We start from the raw sequence: 20,019 nt of genomic DNA, 5'->3' as shown, positions 1-20,019 counted from the left end.
CGCAATATGCACAGGCACCTGCAATAGACTGTTGCGTTCTGAACAGCTCCGGGGCGTCAGTTCTGCATCTCGGCCCGGATCTGCTGGCGCAGAACGTCGATTGGCACTGTCTTGCCATCACGCTTGAAACACCAATAGGTCCAGCCGTTGCACGAAGGCGCGTTTTCCAGATGCGCCCCCACCTGATGGATCGACCCCTTGACGTTGTCGCCGACCAGCGTGCCGTCCGCCCGCACCTTGGCCTTATGCCGACGGTTCATTGAAAACAGCTCCTCGCCCGGGCGCAGCATGCCGCGCTCCACCAGCTGGCCAAAGGGCACCCGCGGCGCGGCCCGCTTGCTGGCGGACACCTCCAGCGCCTCGCGGTCGAATTTGCGCACCGCCTTGATGCGTTTTTCGGCAACCTTGCGATAGGCCTCCTCACGCTCGATGCCAATGAATTCGCGTCCCAGCATCTTGGCAACCGCACCTGTGGTGCCAGTGCCAAAGAACGGATCCAGCACCACATCGCCCGGGTTTGTCGACCCGACCAAAATTCGGTGCAGCAGCGATTCCGGCTTTTGCGTCGGATGCGCCTTGTCGCCGTTTTCGTCTTTCAGCCGCTCATGGCCGGTACAGATCGGCAGCACCCAGTCGCTGCGCATCTGGATGCCTTCGTTCAGCGCCTTCAATGCTTCGTAGTTGAAAGTGTATTTCGCACCCTCTGCCTTGGACGCCCAGATCATCGTCTCATGCGCGTTGGTGAACCGCTTGCCACGGAAGTTCGGCATCGGGTTGGATTTGCGCCAGATCACGTCGTTCAGCACCCAGTAACCTTCGTCCTGCAGCACCGCGCCGACCCGGAAGATATTGTGGTAGGAACCGATCACCCAGATCGACCCGTTCGGCTTCAGCAGGCGGCGCGCCGCCTTCAGCCACTCGCGGGTGAACTGGTCATAGACCGCAAAGCTGGAAAACTGGTCCCAGTGATCGTCCACCGCGTCGACTTTGGAGTTGTCGGGGCGATGCAGCTGGCCTTTCAGCTGCAGGTTATACGGCGGATCCGCAAAAATCAGGTCCACCGAATTGGCTGGCAGACTGTTCATCGCTTCGACGCAGTCACCGCCAAGAATCGTGTTTAAAGGGAGCGCTGCCGCGCCCTTTGTCATGGTTTTATTCATTGCTCTGCCTCATAACCGCGGCGCATTTTTGCGCTCATTAGGTTGTCCACAGGATGAGTCATCGCGGATTCGAGGTCAATTTGTTTATTACTTCAACGTCCTGCGGTTCACTCTTGATACAAGATATTGTGTACCGGCTTAAAGGATCGCCGATGATGTGGGGTCACCCCAAGGTTAACTAGCGCGTCGCGGTGCTGTTTCGACGGGTAGCCTGCATTTTTCTCCCAGCCATATCCCGGAAACTGTTGCGCCAAATCCACCATGATCCTGTCGCGTGCCAGTTTTGCCAGAATAGATGCCGCCGCAATGGATAGCGACTTGGCGTCCCCCTTGATCACCGCTTCGGCCGGCAATGACAGCCCTTTGGGGATCAGATTGCCGTCGATCAGCAGATAATCCGGCGCAGGGTCCAACGCCGCCACCGCCCGTTCCATGGCTAGATGCGAGGCCCGCAGAATGTTCAGAGAATCAATCTCTTCCACCGACGCATGGGCAACTGCCGACTGACCGGACGCCAAAATGCCCTCCTCCAGCGCCTGCCGTTTTTTCAGACTCAGCTTCTTGGAGTCGTTCAGCCCTTCCGGAATGGCTGCAACATCCAGGACCACCGCAGCTGCCGTCACCGGTCCGGCCAATGGCCCCCGGCCGACCTCATCGACACCGGCAACTCTGAAAAACCCTTTGTCATGGGCGGCGGTTTCAAGACTGTAATCTGGCTGTATCATCCTTCTGACAAAACCAATTGCGGCAGCGGATGCAAGCCGCAAGAAAAAGGGAGGGCCGAAGCCCCCCAGTTCGCTGCTGCTCGAACCTGCCCTGCGCCTTACCGGTTCACCATCCGATACCCATGTTTCTTCAGGCACCCAGGTTTGAATCCTGTGCGGTGCTGGTGGCCATTCCAGAATGTCACCTTGCAGGACCGCGGCAGCTTGTGCGTGTAGCCATAATTTCGGTCTAGGCAGTTCTTTGCCGCCAACGGGTAGTTGTGGCTGTAGCGAGGAAAGTAACGGACGCATCTTGCCGGCAAATCGTAGCGGCGCACGGACCGCGGCAGAGGTTTGACATGTCCGCCTTGGCGGTTGTTCCCATACTGGCTGTGGCTACCACGAGAATGGCTCTGTGGCGGGTTGTGCGTGCGGGTCACCACGTGGTCATCCCTATCATTTGAGTGTTTGATGGCCGCACCAATGATCCCAAGCAGTGCCAGACCGCCCAGTATCTTGGCTGCATCATTATCAGCGCGGGCAGGTGCAGCCGAAAAGCCGGTAACTGCGATGGCAGTGGCCACGATCATGGCAATGAACTTACGGTGCGGCTGGGGGCGGCTTGTCTGGGTCATAACGGAACCTTTCCATTGGATCAGCGGAATGCAAAATCTGCGTTTGATGCACCCAACCTGGTCCCGCCTCCTTCAGACAGGCAATATCGGTCGCTTGTTATTGGATATCAGCCGCCCCGACCCGCTGCGGTTATTGAATTTCGCACCCCGCCGCCGCAGGATGCCGCTATGAAACAGCACCTCTTGATCCCCGTCCTGGCAGCCGTCCTCCTGGCGCTTTCACCACCCGCCTATGCAGCTGACTGCTATGCCGACTACAAGGCAAAGCAGGACAACCCGCTGCGTCTGCATTACGGCGTGATCCAGCTTTCCGGCACCTGCAAGAAGAAGGCCGCCCGCAACGAGATCCAGGCCCGCATTGCGCCCGGCGGTTGGACACTCCTGAATGTCCTGTCCGTTTTTGGCCCCGAGGGCTTGCAGAAAAGGAAGGCCAATGCCGGATCCTACTATCTCCGTTTCTGAGGCGCGGGCCTCCGGCAGCCGTGTCATTGCCATTGGCATCTCGGCCATTGTTGCACTCCTGGTGATTGCCGGGACCGTGCTTTTGCTGACATTGCCTGATGCCAACGCCTTCAATGCACGCGTCGAGCAATTGTTCATCGAAAACGATCTGACCACACAGGCAGAAATCAAGCTGCTGGAAATCCTCGCCCAGTCCGGCACCGCCTTTGCCGACACGCTGACCAGCTACCGGATGGTGATATTCGTGCTGCTGCTCTTTGCCACGGCAATGATGGTGGCGGCGCTGGCGGTACTGGGGATGCTGGTGATGCTGAACCGCCGGATGGCGCAGATCGAACGGGTCGGTATCCAGGTCACCGAACTGCTGATCAGCCGGGATGAAAACACCGTCTACCTCAACAACATGGGGTTCAAGCTAACGCCTGCGGCAATGGAAACCCTATCGGTCCTGGCTGAGGCACGGCTGGACGACGACGTGCTGTCAGGGGCTGAAATCGAAGCTGTGATCTCAGGCCGCAGTTCCGCCGACTGCGAAGAGGCCGCGGGCGCCACCCGGATCAAGCGTCTGCGCGATACGCTGGGCAATCAGATGGTCAGTGAACTGCTGGTCAAAAACATCGCCAAACGCGGCTATGTTCTGTCGATCAGCAAGGATGTAATCCGCATGATCTGAAGTGGCACACACCCCAGTTTCCTCAAAATCTCGTGTGATTCTTTTGCGTTCCGACGCCGGGACCGCAAGCCGCCACAAAGCCATCTGCCGCAGAAGACCTTCTCAGCAGACCCTTCCGCCCTGCCCTCTGGGCAGGGCCGCGCCCAAGGCTGTTTTGGCGGCATCTCCGATGCAGCCAACAGGCGCGGGAGCACACCGGCCGACCTCAAGTTACCGCGCTGCCAGGGACCGCTGCGCCGCATCCCCCATCGACAACAGCAATGGCCTCTCAGCCTGCCGCGCCTTAAAGGCGTCTTTGCCGGTCATCCCCTGCCAGCCGCAGTGCACCAGAGATTGCGCCACCGCCCCGCCCAGCGTGGTGCCGGGACCGGTCACTATGAACAGATCCGGCGCAAATTCCAGCGCGGCATTCTGCACCGCCCGGGTAAAGTCATAAGCCTCCACCACCTGATGTCCCAGTGTGTAATCGCGCAAGGCTTTCGTATCCGTTGCACCCGGCCACCAGATCTGGCCACGCCCATCAATCAGCGGAACATTGGGTTGGGCAAACATCTCCGGCCCCAACCGCCTGCGCCCCTCTGCTGCCACCGACGCCTGCAGGCGAGTATGGAACGCAGCGTGGTTGGTCAGCCGCATCGGGAAACGCTCCGCTATTGCGGGCACCGCCGTCTCAAACGCCTTCAACCCGGCCTCATTTCCAGCCAGCACCAGCATCCCGCCCAGATCAATCGACAGCGCCAAGTCATGCTCCTCGCGCGCGTCGATCTCCTCTGCCAGCGCCAGCAGGCCAGCCTTGGAAACAGCATCGTTCCGCCAGTCCGGCCCGGCAAAGGGATAGACCAGCTGACCGCCGATCAGGTTCTCTTGCATCAGCGTGCCCATGGTGTTCACAACCGTGAACCCGTTTTCAGCACTCAATGCCCCGCCCGCCGCCAGCGCTATGTACCAGCCCATCGAATTGCCGGTCACTGCAACCACCTCGATGTCCTCCGCCAGCGACTGCGCATCCGCCAGCGCCGCGGCATAAATCAGCGGCGAAGCAATATCCCCGCGGGAATACTTCGATACCGAAAACCCGGTGGCGCGGTCCAGTGCCGTAACCTCTTCCTGTCCGGCCTCCCGGCGCTGTGCATCAAAGCCCGCAAACAGCGCTGCCTTATCCGCATGATGGCGGTGCAGATACCCCAACTCCGCCTTGTTGTAAGTGCCCCGCCCGGGACAGATCAGAACAGCCGTGCGGGTCATGACTCACCTCCGGCCAGCTTCAACGCGGCCTTAACAATGCTGTCTTTCGACGGCAGCGTTGCACCATAGGCAGGCCCGGTTGCGATGAAGCAATCGCTCGCTGCAATCCGCGCTGTTGATGCTTCGCTTTGCTCGGCAAACAGCGCCATCAGCGCCTCTGATTGGCTGCCGGTGATGCGGCATTCATCAACAATCAGCACATGTTCGCAGCCCCGCACCGCCTGCAGCAACTCCGCCTCCGGCAAAGGCGCCAGCCAGCGCAGATCCACGATCCGCGCATGCACACCCTGAGCCACCAGCTCTGCCTGTGCCTGTGCCGACAGATACCGTCCATTGCCATAAGTCACGATGGCCAGATCAGTACCATCCCCGTGTATCCCCACTTCGCCCAGGCCAATCCGCCGGTCCGGCGAGGGGTAGGTCCGCATCCAGCCGCCGTCTTTTCCTTCATGCAGATCCCGCATCGGGTAAAGCGCGATAGGTTCTACAAAGACCACCACCCGCTGCTCCTCCCGTGCCAGTCGCACCGCCTCGCGCAGCATCATCGCAGCCTCTGCCCCATCCGACGGGCAGGCGATCACAAGCCCCGGAATATCCCGCAGCACCGCCAGCGAATTGTCATTGTGGAAATGACCACCAAACCCCTTTTGGTATCCCAGCCCGGCAATCCGCAGCACCATCGGATTGGAAAACTGCCCGTTAGAGAAAAACGGCAATGTCGCCGCCTCACCGCGCAGCTGGTCCTCGGCATTGTGCAGATAAGCGAGGAACTGGATCTCCGGCACCGGTAGAAACCCGTTGTGCCCCATGCCAATTGCCAGCCCCAGGATTGACTGCTCATCCAGCAGGGTGTCGATCACCCGGTCCGGCCCAAACCGCTGCTGCAGCTTCTGGCTGACGCCATAAACCCCGCCCTTGCGGCCCACGTCTTCGCCCATCATGACGATCTCGCCATGTTCCAGCATCAGATCGGTCAGCGCCCAGTTGATCAGCCGTGACATCGGCTGCGGCTCTTCCATCGCCCGCATGTCGCTGCCAAACGCTGCCGCCCGCGCTGCCGCGCTTGGGCCATTGGTGGGCGCGCACGCCCGTCTTGGCGGAATTAGGCTGGCTGCCACTTCACTGGCTGTCTTCAGGTGAGGCCGCGTGACCGCCTCGGCTCGGATCCGCTCCACCCGGGCGCAGGTATCCTGATAGATCTTCAAAGCTTCCTCGGGGCGCAGCGCACCCGCCTGTGCCAGCAGCCGCACCGAATGCAGTAACGGATCATTGGCTTCATCCGCCTCCACCTCGGCTTTGCTCATATAGGTGGTCGGCACATCCGCCCCCGCATGACCATACAGGCGCACTGTCCGCAAATGCAGGAAGGCCGGTTTCCTATGGGTCCGAACATATTCCGCAGCCTCCTGCGCCACCTGATAGGCATTGTAGATATCCAGCCCATCCGCCTTGAAGTATTTGATACCCGGCCGCCCAGCCATCGAAGCCTCAATCCAGCCTTTCGGTGTCTTCACCGAAATGCCGATGCCATTGTCCTCGCAGACAAACAGCAAGGGCAGCGGCGTCGACTGCACGCTGGTCCAGCCGGCCGTGTTAAATGCCCCCTGCGCTGTCGAGTGATTGGCCGAGGCATCCCCGAAGGAACACATGACAATGGCGTCCTCCGGCAGCAGCTGATGCTCCGGCTTGTGCCGCTTTGCAGCACCAACGGAATAGGCCGCCCCCACCGCCTTTGGCAGATGCGAAGCAATGGTTGAAGTCTGCGGCGGGATCATCAATTCTTTGGAACCCAGAACCTTGTGTCGCCCGCCCGAGGTCGGGTCTTCGCTGGAACAGGCAAAGGACAACAGCATGTCCCAGGCAATCCGCTGCCCCGGCACCTGATCCGCTCGCGCAATCTGAAACGCCGCATCGCGATAATGCAAAAACGCCATATCCGTTGGCCGCAGCGCGCGCGCGACCGCGGCCATCCCCTCATGCCCTGAAGATCCGATTGTATAGAACCCTTCGCCGGCTTTCTGCATTGCCCGGCTGGTCAGGTCCAATGCCCGGCTCAACACCTGCGCCCGAAAGACTGACACAGCTTCAGCAGCTGTAAGTGGCCCATTGGGCAGGTCACCTAAAGGTAGGTCTTCTGCCTCAACCCGGTGCAGAAAATTCTGATGCACGATCTGAGCGCGGTCCATGCGGCCTCCTTGCGCGGAATATCCGGGCCTTTATCCGCGAATCTGATGCTTAACGCCAATGAGATTGCGTTCTGCCGCCATTCCAATTCGGAATGTTTGGAAGAAAACACAGCGCCGAACATGAGGAAAATCATGACCTTGCCGTGCTTATTGCTGCGGTTCGCGGAAACTGAACACAAACAGGTCAGTCTTGGTGCCCATTTCCGTTTGACGACCCCGAAAAACCATCTTATACGCCGGTTCCACGACACCTGCCCAGGTGGCGGAATTGGTAGACGCGCTAGCTTCAGGTGCTAGTGTCCGTATGGACGTGGAGGTTCGAGTCCTCTCCTGGGCACCATTCCCTAAAAACTAGATATTCAGCCTTCAGGGCGCCGCTTAGCCCAAACCTGCGGATAGGCGTGAAGCCAAGCTGCCTTGGCGCGAAGGATTGCTTTCATCCTCACGCTGGCTACGCGGGCAAGGCATCCGGCCTCAGGCTGCCCTAACTCCCGCGACCTTTCCACGGCACAGTTGAGTTTGACAGGCAAAGCGCCTATCTCCTCTCCAGACCCTGCCGCCGTGATCAATTTCAAAAGGGACTTTCAGTGGCCAATCACCTGTACAAAAACGACCTTCCGGACGGGCTGGATCTCGGTCCCGTTGTTGCGATCGATTGCGAAACTATGGGGCTTAACCCGCATCGCGACCGGCTTTGCGTGATCCAGATGTCAGGCGGCGACGGGAATGCCCACATCGTTCAGGTGGAAAAAGGCCAAACTGCTGCGCCCAACCTGTGCCTGATGCTGGAAGACCCGAATGTCCTGAAACTGTTCCACTTTGGCCGTTTCGACATCGCTGCCATGTACCATGCCTTCGGCGCCCTGACGGCTCCGGTCTATTGCACCAAAATCGCCAGCCGCCTGGTGCGCACTTATACTGACCGGCATGGCCTCAAGAACCTGACCCAGGAACTGCTGGGCATCGACATCTCCAAGCAGCAACAGATGAGCGACTGGGGCGCAGCTGAGCTGACCGACGCCCAGCTCGACTATGCCGCTTCGGATGTTCTTCACCTGCACAAGCTGCGCGAGGCACTGGACAAGCGTTTGGCCCGGGAAGGCCGCACTGAAATGGCACAGGCCTGTTTTGATTTTCTTCCCATGCGCGCCAAGCTGGATTTGGCCGGCTGGCCCGAAATTGATATTTTTGCCCACTCATGACCGATACAGAAAAATTCCTCACCACCGCGCGGCAGGTCATCACAGACGAAGCCAAGGCGCTGGAAACCCTGGCTGCCGGGCTTGATGACCGGTTTTGCGACGCGGTGCAGCTGATTTTGCAGGCAACGGGCCGTATCATTGTCAGCGGCATCGGCAAATCCGGCCATATCGGCCACAAGATCGCAGCAACTCTCGCCTCCACCGGTACGCCCGCCTATTTCGTGCACCCCGCCGAGGCCAGCCACGGCGACCTGGGCATGCTGTCCGAAGGCGATGTCGTATTGGCGATCTCCAATTCGGGCGAAGCGCCGGAACTGGCCAATCTGCTGGCCTTCACGCGCCGCTTTTCCATTCCGCTGATCGGCCTGTCCAGCAAGATGGACAGCGCCCTGATGAAACAGGCCGATGTGCACTTGCAAATCCCCTCGGTGGGTGAGGCTTGCGGCTTTGGTATGGTGCCTTCGATTTCGACCACGCTGACATTGGCGATGGGCGACGCGCTGGCGATTGCCTTGATGCGGCACCGCAATTTCCGCCCGGAAAACTTCCGTGACTTCCATCCGGGTGGCAAACTTGGCGCCCAGCTCAGCAAGGTGCGCGATCTGATGCACGCGGATGATGCCCTGCCGCTGGTTTCAGCAGACACCCTGATGGCCGACGCGTTGATCGAGATCAGCCAGAAAGGGTTTGGTGTTGCCGGTGTTGCTGCCGCCGATGGTTCGCTGGCCGGCATTATCACCGACGGCGACCTGCGGCGTCATATGGACGGGCTGCTGGGCAAGACAGCTGCCGAGGTTATGACCGCCAGCCCCACCACCATCGCCCCCGGCGCCATGGCGCAAGAAGCGGTTGCGGTGATGAACCAGCGCAAGATCACATGCTTGTTCGTGGTCGATCCCGACAACGGCAAGACGGCAGAGGGCCTCCTTCACATCCACGACTGCCTGCGTGCAGGCCTCGGCTGACCCGGAGGCCTGAGAGCAGATCATGGACAGCCATTCCAGAGCCGTCGCCTACCTGAAAGTGCTGCTGCCGCTGGCTGCCCTGGTCTTGCTGTCGACCCTGTTTATGATCTCTCGGGGGGTAAACACGGATGCGGTGATTCCCTTTGCGCAAAGGGAAATTGAAGACCGGATGAAAGGACAGCAGGTCACCGCTCCCTTCTTCTCTGGCACAACCGCGCAGGGAGACGAGATCATGGTCACCGCGACCCTGGCCCGCCCAAGCAGCGAAGGCACCCCCGCGATTGCCAGCGAACTCTCGGCGGAAATCCGGCTGGCTGACGGCGGCAGGATCACGCTTGCCTCAAAGACCGGCGCCATTCATCCCGGTCGGGACATGGCACGCTTCTCTGGCCAGGTAACAATTACCTCTGCGGACGGGCTGGTCGTGGAAACAGAAGAGCTGAACACAGCCCTCAGCGGCCTCGAAGCCAGCAGCCCCGGCCCCGTGCGCGCAACCGGCGCAATTGGTGAATTGACCGCAGGTAACATGCGAATTGGAACAAAAACTCGGGGCGGTCCGGTCCATATGGTGTTCAAAAACGGCGTGAAGCTGCTATATGAACCACAGAAACCGGAAAGATAACCTGTGTCCTATTTGCGCGCATTGATATTCTGCCTGCCGCTTGCGGTGTTTCCTGGCCTCGCAATCGCGCAAACGGCCTCTGTGGCTTTTGGCGCGGTCAAGGCCGATCCAAGCCAGCCGGTTGAAGTGACCGCCGACAATTTGGCGGTCAACCAGGCCAATGGCTCGGCTGAGTTCACAGGCAATGTCCTGATCGCGCAAGGTATCATGCGGCTTTCCGCCGATAAGGTCCTGGTGATCTACAAGACCGCTGGCGAAAACGGCGCCAATGCCGGCATCGAACGGCTGGAGGCCACTGGCAACGTGATCCTGGTCAGCGGCCCGGACGCCGCCGAGGCACAGCGCGCCGAATATACCATTGACCGCGGCACCATCGTCATGACCGGCAATGTGCTGCTCAATCAGGAAAACGGCACTCTGGCCTCGAACCGGCTGGAAGTGAACCTCACCTCCGGCACCGCCCGCATGGCCGGCCGGGTGAAAACCATCCTCAACCCGAACGGCAGTGACTGATGGCGAAACCGGACCTGACTGTCACTGAAGGCTCTTCAGGGCTGCGCATTGCGCGGCTGCGAAAGTCCTACCGTAAAAAAGTGGTGATCCGCGATGTCTCGATGTCGCTGAATCGCGGCGAGGTGGTGGCACTGCTGGGTCCCAACGGGTCAGGCAAAACAACCAGTTTCTACGCCATCGCCGGCCTTGTTTTCCCGGAAGCGGGCACCGTCAGCATCGACGGTCAGAATGTGACCGGCCTGCCCATGTATCGCCGTGCACGTATGGGTATCGGTTATTTGCCGCAGGAAATGTCGATTTTTCGCGGCTTGTCGGTTGAAGACAATATCTCAGCTGTTCTGGATATCTCGCAAAAACATGAGCACAAGCGCCGCGAGCGGCTGGAGGAACTTCTTTCCGACTTTTCGATCGAGCACCTGCGCCGTGCGCCTGCGCTGGCTCTTTCAGGTGGTGAACGGCGCCGGGTGGAAATCGCCCGCTGCCTGGCAGCTGACCCCAAGTACCTTTTGCTCGACGAACCTTTTGCCGGGGTCGACCCGATTTCAGTTGGTGACATCCGTCACCTTGTTGCCGACCTCAAAAAACGCGGCATCGGGGTGCTGATCACAGACCATAACGTCCGCGAGACACTGGAGATCGTGGACCGTGCATATATCCTGCATGACGGTCAGGTCCTGATGTCCGGCAGCCCCGAAGAAGTGGTTGAAAACGAAAACGTCCGCCGCGTCTACCTGGGCGACAACTTCCGCATTTCCTAACCTCCTGCGCGGCCTTTCGCAGGCTTGAAAATCTGCTGGAAATCCAAGTTTCTTTTTTCGGGTTATCCATTGACTCTCCCTCTATCTTGCCGTCGAATTGACCCATGGCATACGCGCTGTCCGATGCAATCCGATTAATGGCTTTGGCGACAAGGCCCCGATGGATGCAACCGGATCGCTGGCCTGCCCCCCGGTTCCGGACCTGATGTGATACTGTCAAGGGTTGCCTTGGCAGCAGGCCCGGCCGCAATAAATTGTGAAGGAGATCACATGCGTTACAAAATTAGCGGCAAACAGATCGACATCGGTGAAGCTCTGCAGGTTCATGTGCAGAACGAACTCGGTTCGGCCGTTCAAAAATACGCCGAACGGCCCACCGACGCGACTGTGGTCTTTTCTCGTTCGGCGCATGAGTATGTGTGTGAGGCCACTGTTCATCTGTCGACCGGGCTGACCGCCCAGGCAAAGGCCCACGAAACTGAAATTTATGCCGCCTTTGACGCTTGCTGTGAAAAAATGGAGAAACAGCTGCGCCGCTACAAGCGCCGGCTCAAGGATCACCACAAGGACCGCAGCGAGCCGGTTGAACATTTGGGCGCTAACTCTTATATCCTGGCCTCTGAGGAAGCGGATTCCGAACCGGACTCGTTGCAGCCGATCATCGTCGCCGAGATGGAGACTCGCATCCCCTCCCTGTCTGTCGGGGAAGCGGTGATGCAGATGGAGCTGGCAGGCGCACCGGTGCTGGTATTCCGCAACGAAGGCAAAGACGGGTTGAATGTGGTCTATCGCCGCGAAGACGGCAACATCGGCTGGATCGATCCGTAAACACACCCAAGGCATCGGCGCCCCATAGGGGCGCCGGAACGGAGCAGACATATGCAGATTTCCAGCATCCTCAAGCCAGAGGCCGTCCGGGTAATCGGAGCGGTCTCAAGCAAGAAGCGCCTGTTTCAGGAAATTGCCGACGTCGCCCAGACCTCCTACGGGCTGGAGGCACAAGGCACGCTGGAGGCCCTGCTGGACCGCGAAAGCCTCGGCCCGACCGGTGTCGGCCACGGCGTCGCCCTGCCGCATACCCGGCTCGATGCTGTCAGCGAAGTTTGCGGTATTTTTCTTATCCTGGAGAAGCCGCTAGAGTTCGGCGCGGTTGACCGCCAGCCAGTAGATATTGCCTTTGCCCTGTTTGCCCCTGAAGACGCCGGCGTCGAGCACCTCAAGGCGCTGGCACTGGTCTCCCGGACCCTGCGCGAGCAAAGCTTCTGCACCAAGCTGCGCGCGAACCACGATCCCGCCACACTCTATACCATCCTGACCGAAGGCCACTCGGTCCAGGCTGCCTGAAACACAGGCGGCTGGCGCTGGTCAGCCATGGTTGCTTCGCAGGCTTTTGTGCGCAGCCGCACTGCACCTCATGCGGCGCCGGTCCCATGGCTGGGTCACGCCAGCGCTGTGGACAGAGTTTTCATCCCTTCCGCCATGGGCCAAACCCAAAGGTCAGATAGTCGCGCTGGTAAACCGACGATATCAACGCCTCAAGTTCTTCATCATAGACATCTTCAAGTGCAAACGGTGTCTCAGGATCCGCTGTCGGAACCGCTCCTGGCTCCAACCGCCCCAGTTTACGGGCCAGCGCAGGAAGGTCTTCATGCATTTCATCTTCACGGATCAGCAGATCAGGGGAGCCTAGCTCAGCAAACCCGGCCAACGCCTGGCTTTGCGTTGCCCATTCCGCATCCAGCCGGACAGAGGTCTGGCCCGCCAAACTGGACCTGACGAACTCAAGAAACCCTGCAAAGGCTTCGCGGTGCTGCGCACGGGAATAGCCGTCATCCGGCCCCGCCTCTGGCAACGGCAAGCCAAATTGCCGCCGCAGCGTGTTGCGGATCTGGCGGTAGCTGCCCTCGCCCGCGTTCAGGATCCGGCGGCAGAACACCGCATGCGCCCGCGCTGCCGGGTGGCGCAGCACAGAGAAACTGCGGAACCCTTTGTTTTTGCGTTTCCACTGGCGCAGCTGCTTCTGGTTCATTCCCTGGATCAGCGCTTCTGGTGCTGCCTGATCCAGCCCAGCCATCCATTGTGCCACTTCGGCCTCTGGCCCGCCCTTAAGCGGCAGATACAGCATCGACACATCAGCCCCGGCAATATAGCCCGGCACCGCCGGACCACGCCGCGGCTCAAAATTCGGGGTCCGGGTCAGATTGAAACGGTCCAGGCCCGCCAGCGCCTCCTGCATCTCGTCAGGATTGGCCACCTTGGCAAGCACCGGGGCGGGATTTTGACGCTTCAGACTGCCATCAAGCTCCTCCAGCTGCTGCGTGGCCCCCAGCCAGCGCGCCAGCCCGTTCATCACATCAACGCTCTGCAAATCCTCATAGGCCACGTAGAACGCCGTTTGCCCCAAGGCCTGCAACCGGTTCAGCAAGGTCGTCTGGAACGCTTGCAACGCCCCGACATGAGCAGCAAATTCAACCGCGTCGAACTGCGCTTTGGCCTCCTTGCGCCGTTTTACATTGGTCAGCTTCCATTGGCCCGTTTCTTTGGCAATCTTCCAGGACACATAGCTGTCCAGTGGATTGCGGGTCAGGATGATCTTGGCGCAACGCGGATCCTCCAGCATCACGTCCAGCACCCGCGGATCGTGATCGTGGAAGTAACGAAAACCCCCAATAGAGTTCGGATCTTCCTTGATTTTCTGGATCAGCCGCGCTGGATCAGCTTCCCTCATCGCCTGGGTCACACCCAGAATCTCGGTGCTGTTCGGATAGCCAATGAAATGCGGATTGAACGCCTCTCCGTGACAGGTCAGCCCATCAAAAGCATTCAGATTTGTCTCCAGAAAATTGGAGCCAGTCCGCATTTCCGCAAAGACCGTAAAGTAGTCAAAAGAAGAAGAAGACATCAGGGGTTATCGCACCAAATAGGGTTTACGCTGCGGCTTTGACGGGCTTGCAGGGTTTTGACCGGCCGGAAAATCCCCCATGAGATAGGGGTGCATGCCCTGGTTCTTCAGATTCTGCAGGAACTGCCCGAAACCTTCAAGATTTGTCATTCTGGGAGCTTCTCCCAGATGGCGCGCAGCCAGAGGGCCAATTTCCTCGATGATAGTCTGCAAAGGCTCCATTGGCGCCTCCACGAATTCTGCCATCGTCCAAATCCGCACCCGTGCCTTGGCCCACTGAGAGCGCAGGATCTGCAACTGTTCAGCCTCACGCTGCTGCAGCCGCGCCGCTTCTTGGCGCAGCTCGCTAAAACTGCGACTGGATTTGAACAATGGAACCGCCCAGGCGCCACTGATAACAGACACCTGGGCATTGGTATCCTTTGCCACCAGCCAGTTCACCGCCTGATGGTCCTGCGGCCCGAACTGAAAACACTGCCGCTCGCCGCGGGTGTTCCAGATCAGGCTGGTCAGGAAACTTTCCGGATTGTAATCGCGCTGCTTCGCATTTCCACTCAGGCAGCCGTTAATGAGGCTCTGCCTCTCGCTGAACTGAGCGCCTTCAGGTGCAAAAAGATGGCCGTGCACCTTGGCGCCTGTCGTCCGCGCCAGCCAAGTCTCGAAATCCTCAAACAGCTCCGCGAACCCCTGGAACATAGAATAGGGGTTAGAGGTCATGCCGTTTTCCGATCCATGGCCAGGAAAGCGGCTTTGCATATAAAGGCCCGGCCGACCGCGTGTGCGCCGCTCCACCGCCTTGGCGAAGATCCTGTCGATCTTGCCCGGATTCGGTTCCGCCCCTTTCATCGCGCCGGCCGGATCTGTCAGAAACGCCTGATAGAGCCGCTCTGCGTGCGGCCAGATCTTACGGGCGACAAAACAATCTGACCGGCGCAAGAGCTGCAGATGGTCGTCGTAAAAAATATGCGGCTTGCCCTGAAAATCGAACTTGCTCAGGGTCAGCGACCGGCTCTCGATATTGCTGGAGTGCTGTCGCGCCAATGTTTGAAAGTAGCTTTCGTCCGGAATCCAAACCTTGCGGAAATACGCATCATATACAGTGCGTTCCGGATCCTGCAAAATCGCCGCCAGTGTCTTGCGGGTCAGGCACCACCATTGGCTGCCCATATGCGGCACCAGACCAGGCGGGATTTGCCGTTTGAACCGCAGCTTGCGCTGCAAGTCCACATAGCGGTCGAACAGGTAGCGGTGCCTTTTCCATGAAAAAGGAAAGCGCAGCGTGAACCGTTCATGGCTGAGACCGCCCACAATCCAGGGAACATCCGACGTTGTGGCGCTTTCGATAAAATCCGTCTCCGGCCGCGCTGCGAGGTAATCCGCCAGCTCTTGCACCGGCCGCAGCGGCAGGCAGGACCCCGAGGCCAGGTAAACATGCCGCACATCCGGAAACTCCGCCAGCATGACCTCGGATCCAGACTGCGACGCCGCAACAATGCCCCAGGTGCCCCATTCGCACCGGTGGCGGGTGCAAAACCGCACCAGCGGATTGCCGTCCAGCGACTGGCGGAAACGGTCATGCACGTCACCGCTGACATTACGGTCCACATGCAGCACCACCGGGCAGCCCGATGCGGTCCAGTGGCGCACCACCTGCGCCGCCCGCTCCAGCGCCGTATGCACCAGCATGACAACTCCGACCGTGCTCATGCCCAGTTCCCCTTGGACATCAGCCCCAGGATCTCAAGCTGGCGCCAGTTGATGTATTTCTCGCTCCATTTGCACCACAGCTCAGGCTGTTCCGCCAGATTGGCGGCATAGGCCTTGTACTCCACAGATCCGCCATAATGCTGGCCGCGCACCATTTCCTCCTCGGCCTTGGCCGTGAAAGTATCCAGGAATTTGGTGTGCAGCAGTGCGCCACTGGCCTTTTCGCCGCCATTGGTCTCATAGACCTGGTTCAACCCGCGCGGCAGCAAGGAATGGGTAGAACTGGCGTATGCATAGCGGCGGTGCCATTTGACCAACGGAATCTTATTCAGTGCCGGTGCCCTCTCAGGCTGATCAGCAAAGAACACCCGCGCCCTTGGCCCGCCCTGGATCCACAGATTGCCATATTCCGGGTTTCGGCTGATGGTGTAATTGCCGCTATCGAACCAATGGGCGACCTCCAACGGGTTCTGCCCGGATTGATACGGCACTTCGCCGATCCTACCCTTGGGGTAGACATCCAGCAGCATCGCGGAAAAGCTGCGGATCGACGAATTATCCAGCCAGTCTGTCAACGCCCGGATCGGCCGGGTGTCGCAAAACGGGTAGATAAAGAGCTCATCCGGGTCGACGACCAGCACCCAATGGCCATGCGCATATTTACGCTTGAGGTAGTTCATCCAATCGATGCCAAAGCCCGCGCGCTTGTAGCTGGCGGTGGTACGCCACAGCGAGACATCTTGCATACCGCGCAGATATTCCGCCGTTCCATCGGAGGAACCATTGTCCACGAACAGGAAATGATCGATGCCTAAACTACGGTAGTACTGAAGGAAATATGGCAGACGGATCTGCTCATTGCGCATGGTGCAGACCAGCAGGATATCCTCGGGGCGGATAGCCCGTGTATTGTCCTGCACAGGTGCCAGCTCACCGGATTTGCGCACCGCTCGGATCAGCCGCCGTTTGCGCCGCAACCGCATCCGGTAAGAATCCCAAAGCCCCACGTCTATTCCAAACCATTTTTCAAGGAACGCCCGCCTGCTCTAACCACTCCGCTGTGGCGGAAAATTTCCGCTCAATATGTCACGCACGCAGTATATTAACAACGGATTTAGAAACAGTTACGCAAGCAGAAGGCACCACTGCAACAGTACCCGGCACCCGCCGACCCTCTCACCAGGCAAGCGGCGACAGCAGCCCTAGATCAGCCAGCTGGCCCGGACCACTGTAACGGACAGCATCCGCATGCCACAAATCCGGAGCTTCACCGATCCGGTCGTAATATCCGTCAAATTGCTGCGGTGTATGGAAATGCTGTTGCCGCTGCTTCTCGGTTGCCGATTTGGAAACAATCTCCGGCAGGAACTTCGTATGCAACAGCCCCCCCGACGGCTCTGCACCGCCCGGTCCGCCATACAGCGCATTCATCTGCGGCGGCAGCATGGAGTGGGTGGAGTTTAAATAGGCATAGCGGCGGTTCCAGCGCACCAGAGGCAGTTTGTTCAGAGTCGGTGAACGTTCCGGCTGATCTTGAAAGAACATTCTTTCACGCGCGCCGCCCTGGACCCATAAGTTACCGGCAGGCCGCTGCCGCACCGCCCTGTAGGGGCCAGCATCAAACCACTGAAGCACCTCTGTAGGATTCTGCTCCTGCGTGTAGGTCTGACTGCCCAGCGGCCCCTTTGGATAAAGATCCAGCATCAGCGCGCCAAAACCTCCACGCCCGCGCCGGTCCAGCAACCGCGTCAAATCCTCCAGCCCGTGCGCCTCCATACCGGAAAACACCAGCAATTCATCCGCATCCACGGTCAGGCACCAGCGCCCATGGCCATAGCGGGTCAGCAGCCAGCCCGCCCAATCCAGGCCAAAGCGCGTCTCGCGGTAACTGCCCCCGGCATGCCACAGGGAAACGTCCTGCTGGGATGCCAGCAGCTCGGCACTGCCGTCATTGCTGCCATTGTCTATCATCAGGAAATGAACAGCACCCAACTGACGGTAATGCTTCAGAAAATACGGCAGCCGGGTGATTTCATTGCGTAGAACAGTAAAGACCAGAACCCCGTTTTCCGGGATTTGTCGGGTGCGGTCCGCGACTTTTTGCAGCTGACGGCGCGCCCGCAGCGCCCGCCACAACATCCGCCGCCGCTTCCACCGCAGCCGGTAAGCCTCCGAGAGGCCAAGCGGCGGCAGTTCAGGCTCGGCGGGTCCAACCATTGTCAGCGCTCGTAGTGGCCCGTCTGGTGCCATTTCCAGGCGTCGGCGATCATCACCTCCAGCGTGGATCTTTGCGGCTCCCAGCCCAGGTCGGTAACTGCGCGGGTGGACCCGGACACCAGCTTGGTGCAATCCCCAGCTCGGCGCGCCCCGGTGTTGCAGGGTACCTTCTGCCCGGTCACGTCTTCCGCCTTGTCCATCACCTCGCGCACGGAAAAGCCCGTGCCTGTGCCCAGATTGAAAAGCTGACTGCCCTTGCCGTCCTCTAGCCACTTCAGGCCCAGAACATGTGCATCCACCAGATCGCAGACATGCACATAGTCGCGGATGCAGGTGCCGTCCGGGGTGTCATAATCGGTGCCGAATATGGTCAGCGCATCGCGTTTGCCCGCAATCGCATCCAGCACCAACGGCACCAGATGGGTCTCTGGGCGGTGGAATTCGCCCACCTCCGCCTCTGGATCCGCACCCGCAACATTGAAATAGCGGAAGATCACCGACCGCAGCCCGTGTGCGGCGCCAAAATCCTTCAGGATATCCTCCACCGCGCGCTTGGAGGCACCGTAGGCATTCAGCGGCAGCTGCGGCGTGTTCTCGTCGAGCACGACATTGTCATGTTCGCCATAGGTGGCACAGGTCGAGGAAAACACAAAGTTCAGGCAGCCCGCCGCCGCCGCGGCCTCAATCAGATTGAGCGATCCGCCGGTATTGTTGGCCCAGTAGCGGCCTGGCTCGCTCATCGCTTCACCAACCTGACTAAGCGCAGCAAAATGCATCACCGCTGCCGGCCGGTACTTGGCGAACACTTCATCCAGTCGCGCACGGTCATTCAGATCGCCGCGCTCAAACGGGCCGAATTTCACTGCATCATGCCAGCCGGTCATCAGGTTGTCATAGGTGACGGGGACGTAACCGGCAGCCTTCAGTGCCTTGCAGGCGTGCGAGCCGATGTATCCGGCACCGCCGGTCACGAGGATATTGGTCACTGTCTCTGCCCCATGCTGGGCCGCCTCTGATCCAGAGCGGCCAGATTGGTTACTGCGCGGCCTTACCGACTTGCGCAATCTCGGTGATATAATTCATCAGGTCATCCCGCAGTTCATCCCGCGCCAGCGCGAAGGCAACGGTTGCCTGCAGAAAGCCCGCTTTGGATCCGCAATCGAACCGCTGACCGTTAAAGCGGTAACCGTAAACCGGCACGTCCTTAGCGATGTCTTCGGCAATCGCGTCGGTCAGCTGAATCTCGCCGCCTGCGCCCTGCTTCATCTTGTTGAGGTTCTTGAGAACCGAAGGTGCCAGGATGTAGCGGCCGATCACAGCCAGATTGGACGGCGCTTCCTCCATCTTGGGTTTTTCCACCATACCGTTGGCTGCAACCACCCGGCCCATGTCATCCTTGACGTCGAGCACACCGTAAGAAGACGTTTTCTCAGGCGGGACTTCCATCGCCGCAACCATGTTGCCACCGGTTTCTTCATAGGCTTCGACCATCTGCTGCAGGCAGGGCTTCTCTGCAGCGATCACGTCGTCCGGCAGGATCACCGCAAAAGGCTCATTCGCGATCAGACGGCGGGCGCACCACACCGCATGGCCCAAGCCCAGCGCCTTGTGCTGGCGCAGATACGCAATCGCACCGGATTCCATGTCGGTGCTCTTGAGGATTTCCAGCAGATCATCCTTGCCCTTCTTGCGCAGTTCTTGCTCCAGAACCGGCGAGTGGTCAAAATAGTCCTCCAGCGCGCCTTTCCCGCGCGAGGTCACAAAGATGAACTCCTTGATGCCGGCGGCGCGCGCTTCATCGATGGCGTATTGCACCAGCGGCCGGTCGACCAGAGTCATAATTTCTTTTGGCACTGATTTGGTTGCCGGCAGGAATCTTGTTCCCAGGCCCGCTACAGGGAAAATTGCCTTGGTTACTTTTTTACGCATGATGTTCTCTCAAAACTCAAATTCCAGACAGGGAACTGGCTTCCACGGAAAGTCAAGTGTGGAGGATGCCGGTTATCTTTCGAACAAATAAAACAACTGTTCGCTTCTTCCAGCTTTTACACACAGGCGGCGACGTCTC

20 protein-coding genes and 1 tRNA gene are annotated in these 20,019 nt (G+C 59.4%); 10 read left to right on the top strand and 11 right to left on the bottom strand.

Annotation, left to right across the window (positions count from 1 at the left end):
* Window positions 1–56: 56 nt before the first annotated feature.
* The 3 genes from ACP151_RS02535 to ACP151_RS02525 all read right to left on the bottom strand — a co-directional run bounded on the left by ACP151_RS02535 (window position 57) and on the right by ACP151_RS02525 (window position 2,499).
* On the bottom strand, window positions 57–1,160 hold the full coding sequence (locus ACP151_RS02535) for a site-specific DNA-methyltransferase (RefSeq protein WP_424977268.1): 1,104 nt from the start codon (window positions 1,158–1,160) through the stop codon (window positions 57–59).
* Window positions 1,161–1,267: 107 nt separating this feature from the next.
* Window positions 1,268–1,885 carry a ribonuclease HII gene (locus ACP151_RS02530; protein ID WP_424977267.1) on the bottom strand — a complete coding sequence of 206 codons (618 nt, stop codon included), beginning with the start codon at window positions 1,883–1,885 and terminating at the stop codon, window positions 1,268–1,270.
* 98 nt (window positions 1,886–1,983) lie between these two features.
* A complete protein-coding gene (locus ACP151_RS02525) occupies window positions 1,984–2,499 on the bottom strand; it encodes a hypothetical protein (protein ID WP_424977266.1) in 516 nt (171 codons plus the stop codon).
* A gap of 168 nt (window positions 2,500–2,667) precedes the next feature.
* Between ACP151_RS02525 and ACP151_RS02520 the strand changes: the two genes are divergently transcribed.
* On the top strand, window positions 2,668–2,961 hold the full coding sequence (locus ACP151_RS02520) for a hypothetical protein (RefSeq protein WP_424977265.1): 294 nt from the start codon (window positions 2,668–2,670) through the stop codon (window positions 2,959–2,961).
* The gene (locus ACP151_RS02515) at window positions 2,933–3,634 is read left to right on the top strand and encodes a winged helix-turn-helix domain-containing protein (RefSeq protein ID WP_424977264.1); all 702 of its coding nucleotides are present in this window, start codon (window positions 2,933–2,935) and stop codon (window positions 3,632–3,634) included. The genes ACP151_RS02520 and ACP151_RS02515 overlap by 29 nt, the downstream gene beginning before the upstream one ends.
* A 210-nt stretch (window positions 3,635–3,844) precedes the next feature.
* On the opposite strand, the gene ACP151_RS02510 is transcribed toward ACP151_RS02515, so the two are convergent.
* Window positions 3,845–4,879, bottom strand: a complete 1,035-nt coding sequence (locus tag ACP151_RS02510) for an ACP S-malonyltransferase (protein WP_424977263.1) — start codon at window positions 4,877–4,879, stop codon at window positions 3,845–3,847.
* On the bottom strand, window positions 4,876–7,065 hold the full coding sequence (locus ACP151_RS02505; RefSeq protein WP_424977262.1) for a dehydrogenase E1 component subunit alpha/beta: 2,190 nt from the start codon (window positions 7,063–7,065) through the stop codon (window positions 4,876–4,878). The genes ACP151_RS02510 and ACP151_RS02505 overlap by 4 nt, the downstream gene beginning before the upstream one ends.
* A gap of 253 nt (window positions 7,066–7,318) precedes the next feature.
* On the opposite strand from ACP151_RS02505, the gene ACP151_RS02500 reads away from it, so the two are divergent.
* The 8 genes from ACP151_RS02500 to ACP151_RS02465 all read left to right on the top strand — a co-directional run bounded on the left by ACP151_RS02500 (window position 7,319) and on the right by ACP151_RS02465 (window position 12,469).
* Window positions 7,319–7,405, top strand: a tRNA-Leu gene (locus tag ACP151_RS02500).
* Window positions 7,406–7,652: 247 nt separating this feature from the next.
* Window positions 7,653–8,267 (top strand): ribonuclease D, encoded by a 615-nt coding sequence (locus tag ACP151_RS02495; RefSeq protein WP_424977261.1) that lies wholly within the window; start codon window positions 7,653–7,655, stop codon window positions 8,265–8,267.
* Window positions 8,264–9,232: a KpsF/GutQ family sugar-phosphate isomerase gene (locus tag ACP151_RS02490; protein WP_424977260.1), complete on the top strand. Its 969-nt coding sequence runs from the start codon at window positions 8,264–8,266 to the stop codon at window positions 9,230–9,232. The genes ACP151_RS02495 and ACP151_RS02490 overlap by 4 nt, the downstream gene beginning before the upstream one ends.
* 22 nt (window positions 9,233–9,254) lie before the next feature.
* Window positions 9,255–9,854, top strand: coding sequence for an LPS export ABC transporter periplasmic protein LptC (lptC, locus tag ACP151_RS02485; protein WP_424977259.1), 600 nt, complete (start codon window positions 9,255–9,257; stop codon window positions 9,852–9,854).
* A gap of 3 nt (window positions 9,855–9,857) precedes the next feature.
* Window positions 9,858–10,367, top strand: a complete 510-nt coding sequence (gene lptA, locus ACP151_RS02480) for a lipopolysaccharide transport periplasmic protein LptA (RefSeq protein WP_424977258.1) — start codon at window positions 9,858–9,860, stop codon at window positions 10,365–10,367.
* The gene (lptB, locus tag ACP151_RS02475) at window positions 10,367–11,125 is read left to right on the top strand and encodes an LPS export ABC transporter ATP-binding protein (protein ID WP_424977257.1); all 759 of its coding nucleotides are present in this window, start codon (window positions 10,367–10,369) and stop codon (window positions 11,123–11,125) included. The genes lptA and lptB overlap by 1 nt, the downstream gene beginning before the upstream one ends.
* Before the next feature lie 270 nt (window positions 11,126–11,395).
* Window positions 11,396–11,953 (top strand): ribosome hibernation-promoting factor, HPF/YfiA family, encoded by a 558-nt coding sequence (hpf, locus tag ACP151_RS02470; protein ID WP_424977256.1) that lies wholly within the window; start codon window positions 11,396–11,398, stop codon window positions 11,951–11,953.
* 51 nt (window positions 11,954–12,004) lie between these two features.
* Window positions 12,005–12,469 carry a PTS sugar transporter subunit IIA gene (locus ACP151_RS02465; RefSeq protein ID WP_424977255.1) on the top strand — a complete coding sequence of 155 codons (465 nt, stop codon included), beginning with the start codon at window positions 12,005–12,007 and terminating at the stop codon, window positions 12,467–12,469.
* A gap of 121 nt (window positions 12,470–12,590) precedes the next feature.
* Here ACP151_RS02465 and ACP151_RS02460 read toward each other — a convergent pair whose 3' ends face one another.
* The 6 genes from ACP151_RS02460 to galU form a co-directional block, all read right to left on the bottom strand.
* Window positions 12,591–13,985 (bottom strand): sulfotransferase family 2 domain-containing protein, encoded by a 1,395-nt coding sequence (locus ACP151_RS02460; RefSeq protein ID WP_424977254.1) that lies wholly within the window; start codon window positions 13,983–13,985, stop codon window positions 12,591–12,593.
* A gap of 48 nt (window positions 13,986–14,033) precedes the next feature.
* Window positions 14,034–15,734 carry a beta-1,6-N-acetylglucosaminyltransferase gene (locus ACP151_RS02455; protein ID WP_424977253.1) on the bottom strand — a complete coding sequence of 567 codons (1,701 nt, stop codon included), beginning with the start codon at window positions 15,732–15,734 and terminating at the stop codon, window positions 14,034–14,036.
* Window positions 15,731–16,717, bottom strand: a complete 987-nt coding sequence (locus ACP151_RS02450; RefSeq protein WP_424977350.1) for a glycosyltransferase family 2 protein — start codon at window positions 16,715–16,717, stop codon at window positions 15,731–15,733. Before ACP151_RS02450 ends, ACP151_RS02455 begins: the two co-directional genes overlap by 4 nt.
* A gap of 193 nt (window positions 16,718–16,910) precedes the next feature.
* Window positions 16,911–17,951 (bottom strand): glycosyltransferase family 2 protein, encoded by a 1,041-nt coding sequence (locus tag ACP151_RS02445; RefSeq protein WP_424977252.1) that lies wholly within the window; start codon window positions 17,949–17,951, stop codon window positions 16,911–16,913.
* Window positions 17,952–17,953: 2 nt separating this feature from the next.
* The gene (gene galE / locus ACP151_RS02440; RefSeq protein ID WP_424977251.1) at window positions 17,954–18,937 is read right to left on the bottom strand and encodes a UDP-glucose 4-epimerase GalE; all 984 of its coding nucleotides are present in this window, start codon (window positions 18,935–18,937) and stop codon (window positions 17,954–17,956) included.
* A gap of 49 nt (window positions 18,938–18,986) precedes the next feature.
* A complete protein-coding gene (galU, locus tag ACP151_RS02435; protein WP_424977250.1) occupies window positions 18,987–19,880 on the bottom strand; it encodes a UTP--glucose-1-phosphate uridylyltransferase GalU in 894 nt (297 codons plus the stop codon).
* Between the last annotated feature and the right edge of the window lie 139 nt (window positions 19,881–20,019).

This window comes from Leisingera sp. S232 (assembly GCF_049800895.1).
In the GTDB taxonomy this organism is placed as follows: Bacteria; Pseudomonadota; Alphaproteobacteria; order Rhodobacterales; family Rhodobacteraceae; genus Leisingera.
This window is presented reverse-complemented; position numbering and strand designations above follow the sequence as displayed.

Excerpts from the sequence above, each read along its gene's own strand:
- ACP151_RS02455 (WP_424977253.1), bottom strand. The coding sequence starts at position 15,734 with ATGAGCACGGTCGGAGTTGTCATGCTGGTGCATACGGCGCTGGAGCGG.
- ACP151_RS02490 (WP_424977260.1), top strand. The coding sequence starts at position 8,264 with ATGACCGATACAGAAAAATTCCTCACCACCGCGCGGCAGGTCATCACA.
- ACP151_RS02460 (WP_424977254.1), bottom strand. The coding sequence starts at position 13,985 with ATGCGGACTGGCTCCAATTTTCTGGAGACAAATCTGAATGCTTTTGAT.
- ACP151_RS02505 (WP_424977262.1), bottom strand. The coding sequence starts at position 7,065 with ATGGACCGCGCTCAGATCGTGCATCAGAATTTTCTGCACCGGGTTGAG.
- ACP151_RS02530 (WP_424977267.1), bottom strand. The coding sequence starts at position 1,885 with ATGATACAGCCAGATTACAGTCTTGAAACCGCCGCCCATGACAAAGGG.
- ACP151_RS02450 (WP_424977350.1), bottom strand. The coding sequence starts at position 16,717 with ATGCGGTTGCGGCGCAAACGGCGGCTGATCCGAGCGGTGCGCAAATCC.
- ACP151_RS02445 (WP_424977252.1), bottom strand. The coding sequence starts at position 17,951 with ATGGTTGGACCCGCCGAGCCTGAACTGCCGCCGCTTGGCCTCTCGGAG.
- ACP151_RS02535 (WP_424977268.1), bottom strand. The coding sequence starts at position 1,160 with ATGAATAAAACCATGACAAAGGGCGCGGCAGCGCTCCCTTTAAACACG.
- lptB (WP_424977257.1), top strand. The coding sequence starts at position 10,367 with ATGGCGAAACCGGACCTGACTGTCACTGAAGGCTCTTCAGGGCTGCGC.
- ACP151_RS02525 (WP_424977266.1), bottom strand. The coding sequence starts at position 2,499 with ATGACCCAGACAAGCCGCCCCCAGCCGCACCGTAAGTTCATTGCCATG.
- lptC (WP_424977259.1), top strand. The coding sequence starts at position 9,255 with ATGGACAGCCATTCCAGAGCCGTCGCCTACCTGAAAGTGCTGCTGCCG.
- ACP151_RS02465 (WP_424977255.1), top strand. The coding sequence starts at position 12,005 with ATGCAGATTTCCAGCATCCTCAAGCCAGAGGCCGTCCGGGTAATCGGA.
- ACP151_RS02520 (WP_424977265.1), top strand. The coding sequence starts at position 2,668 with ATGAAACAGCACCTCTTGATCCCCGTCCTGGCAGCCGTCCTCCTGGCG.
- hpf (WP_424977256.1), top strand. The coding sequence starts at position 11,396 with ATGCGTTACAAAATTAGCGGCAAACAGATCGACATCGGTGAAGCTCTG.
- ACP151_RS02515 (WP_424977264.1), top strand. The coding sequence starts at position 2,933 with ATGCCGGATCCTACTATCTCCGTTTCTGAGGCGCGGGCCTCCGGCAGC.
- ACP151_RS02510 (WP_424977263.1), bottom strand. The coding sequence starts at position 4,879 with ATGACCCGCACGGCTGTTCTGATCTGTCCCGGGCGGGGCACTTACAAC.
- galU (WP_424977250.1), bottom strand. The coding sequence starts at position 19,880 with ATGCGTAAAAAAGTAACCAAGGCAATTTTCCCTGTAGCGGGCCTGGGA.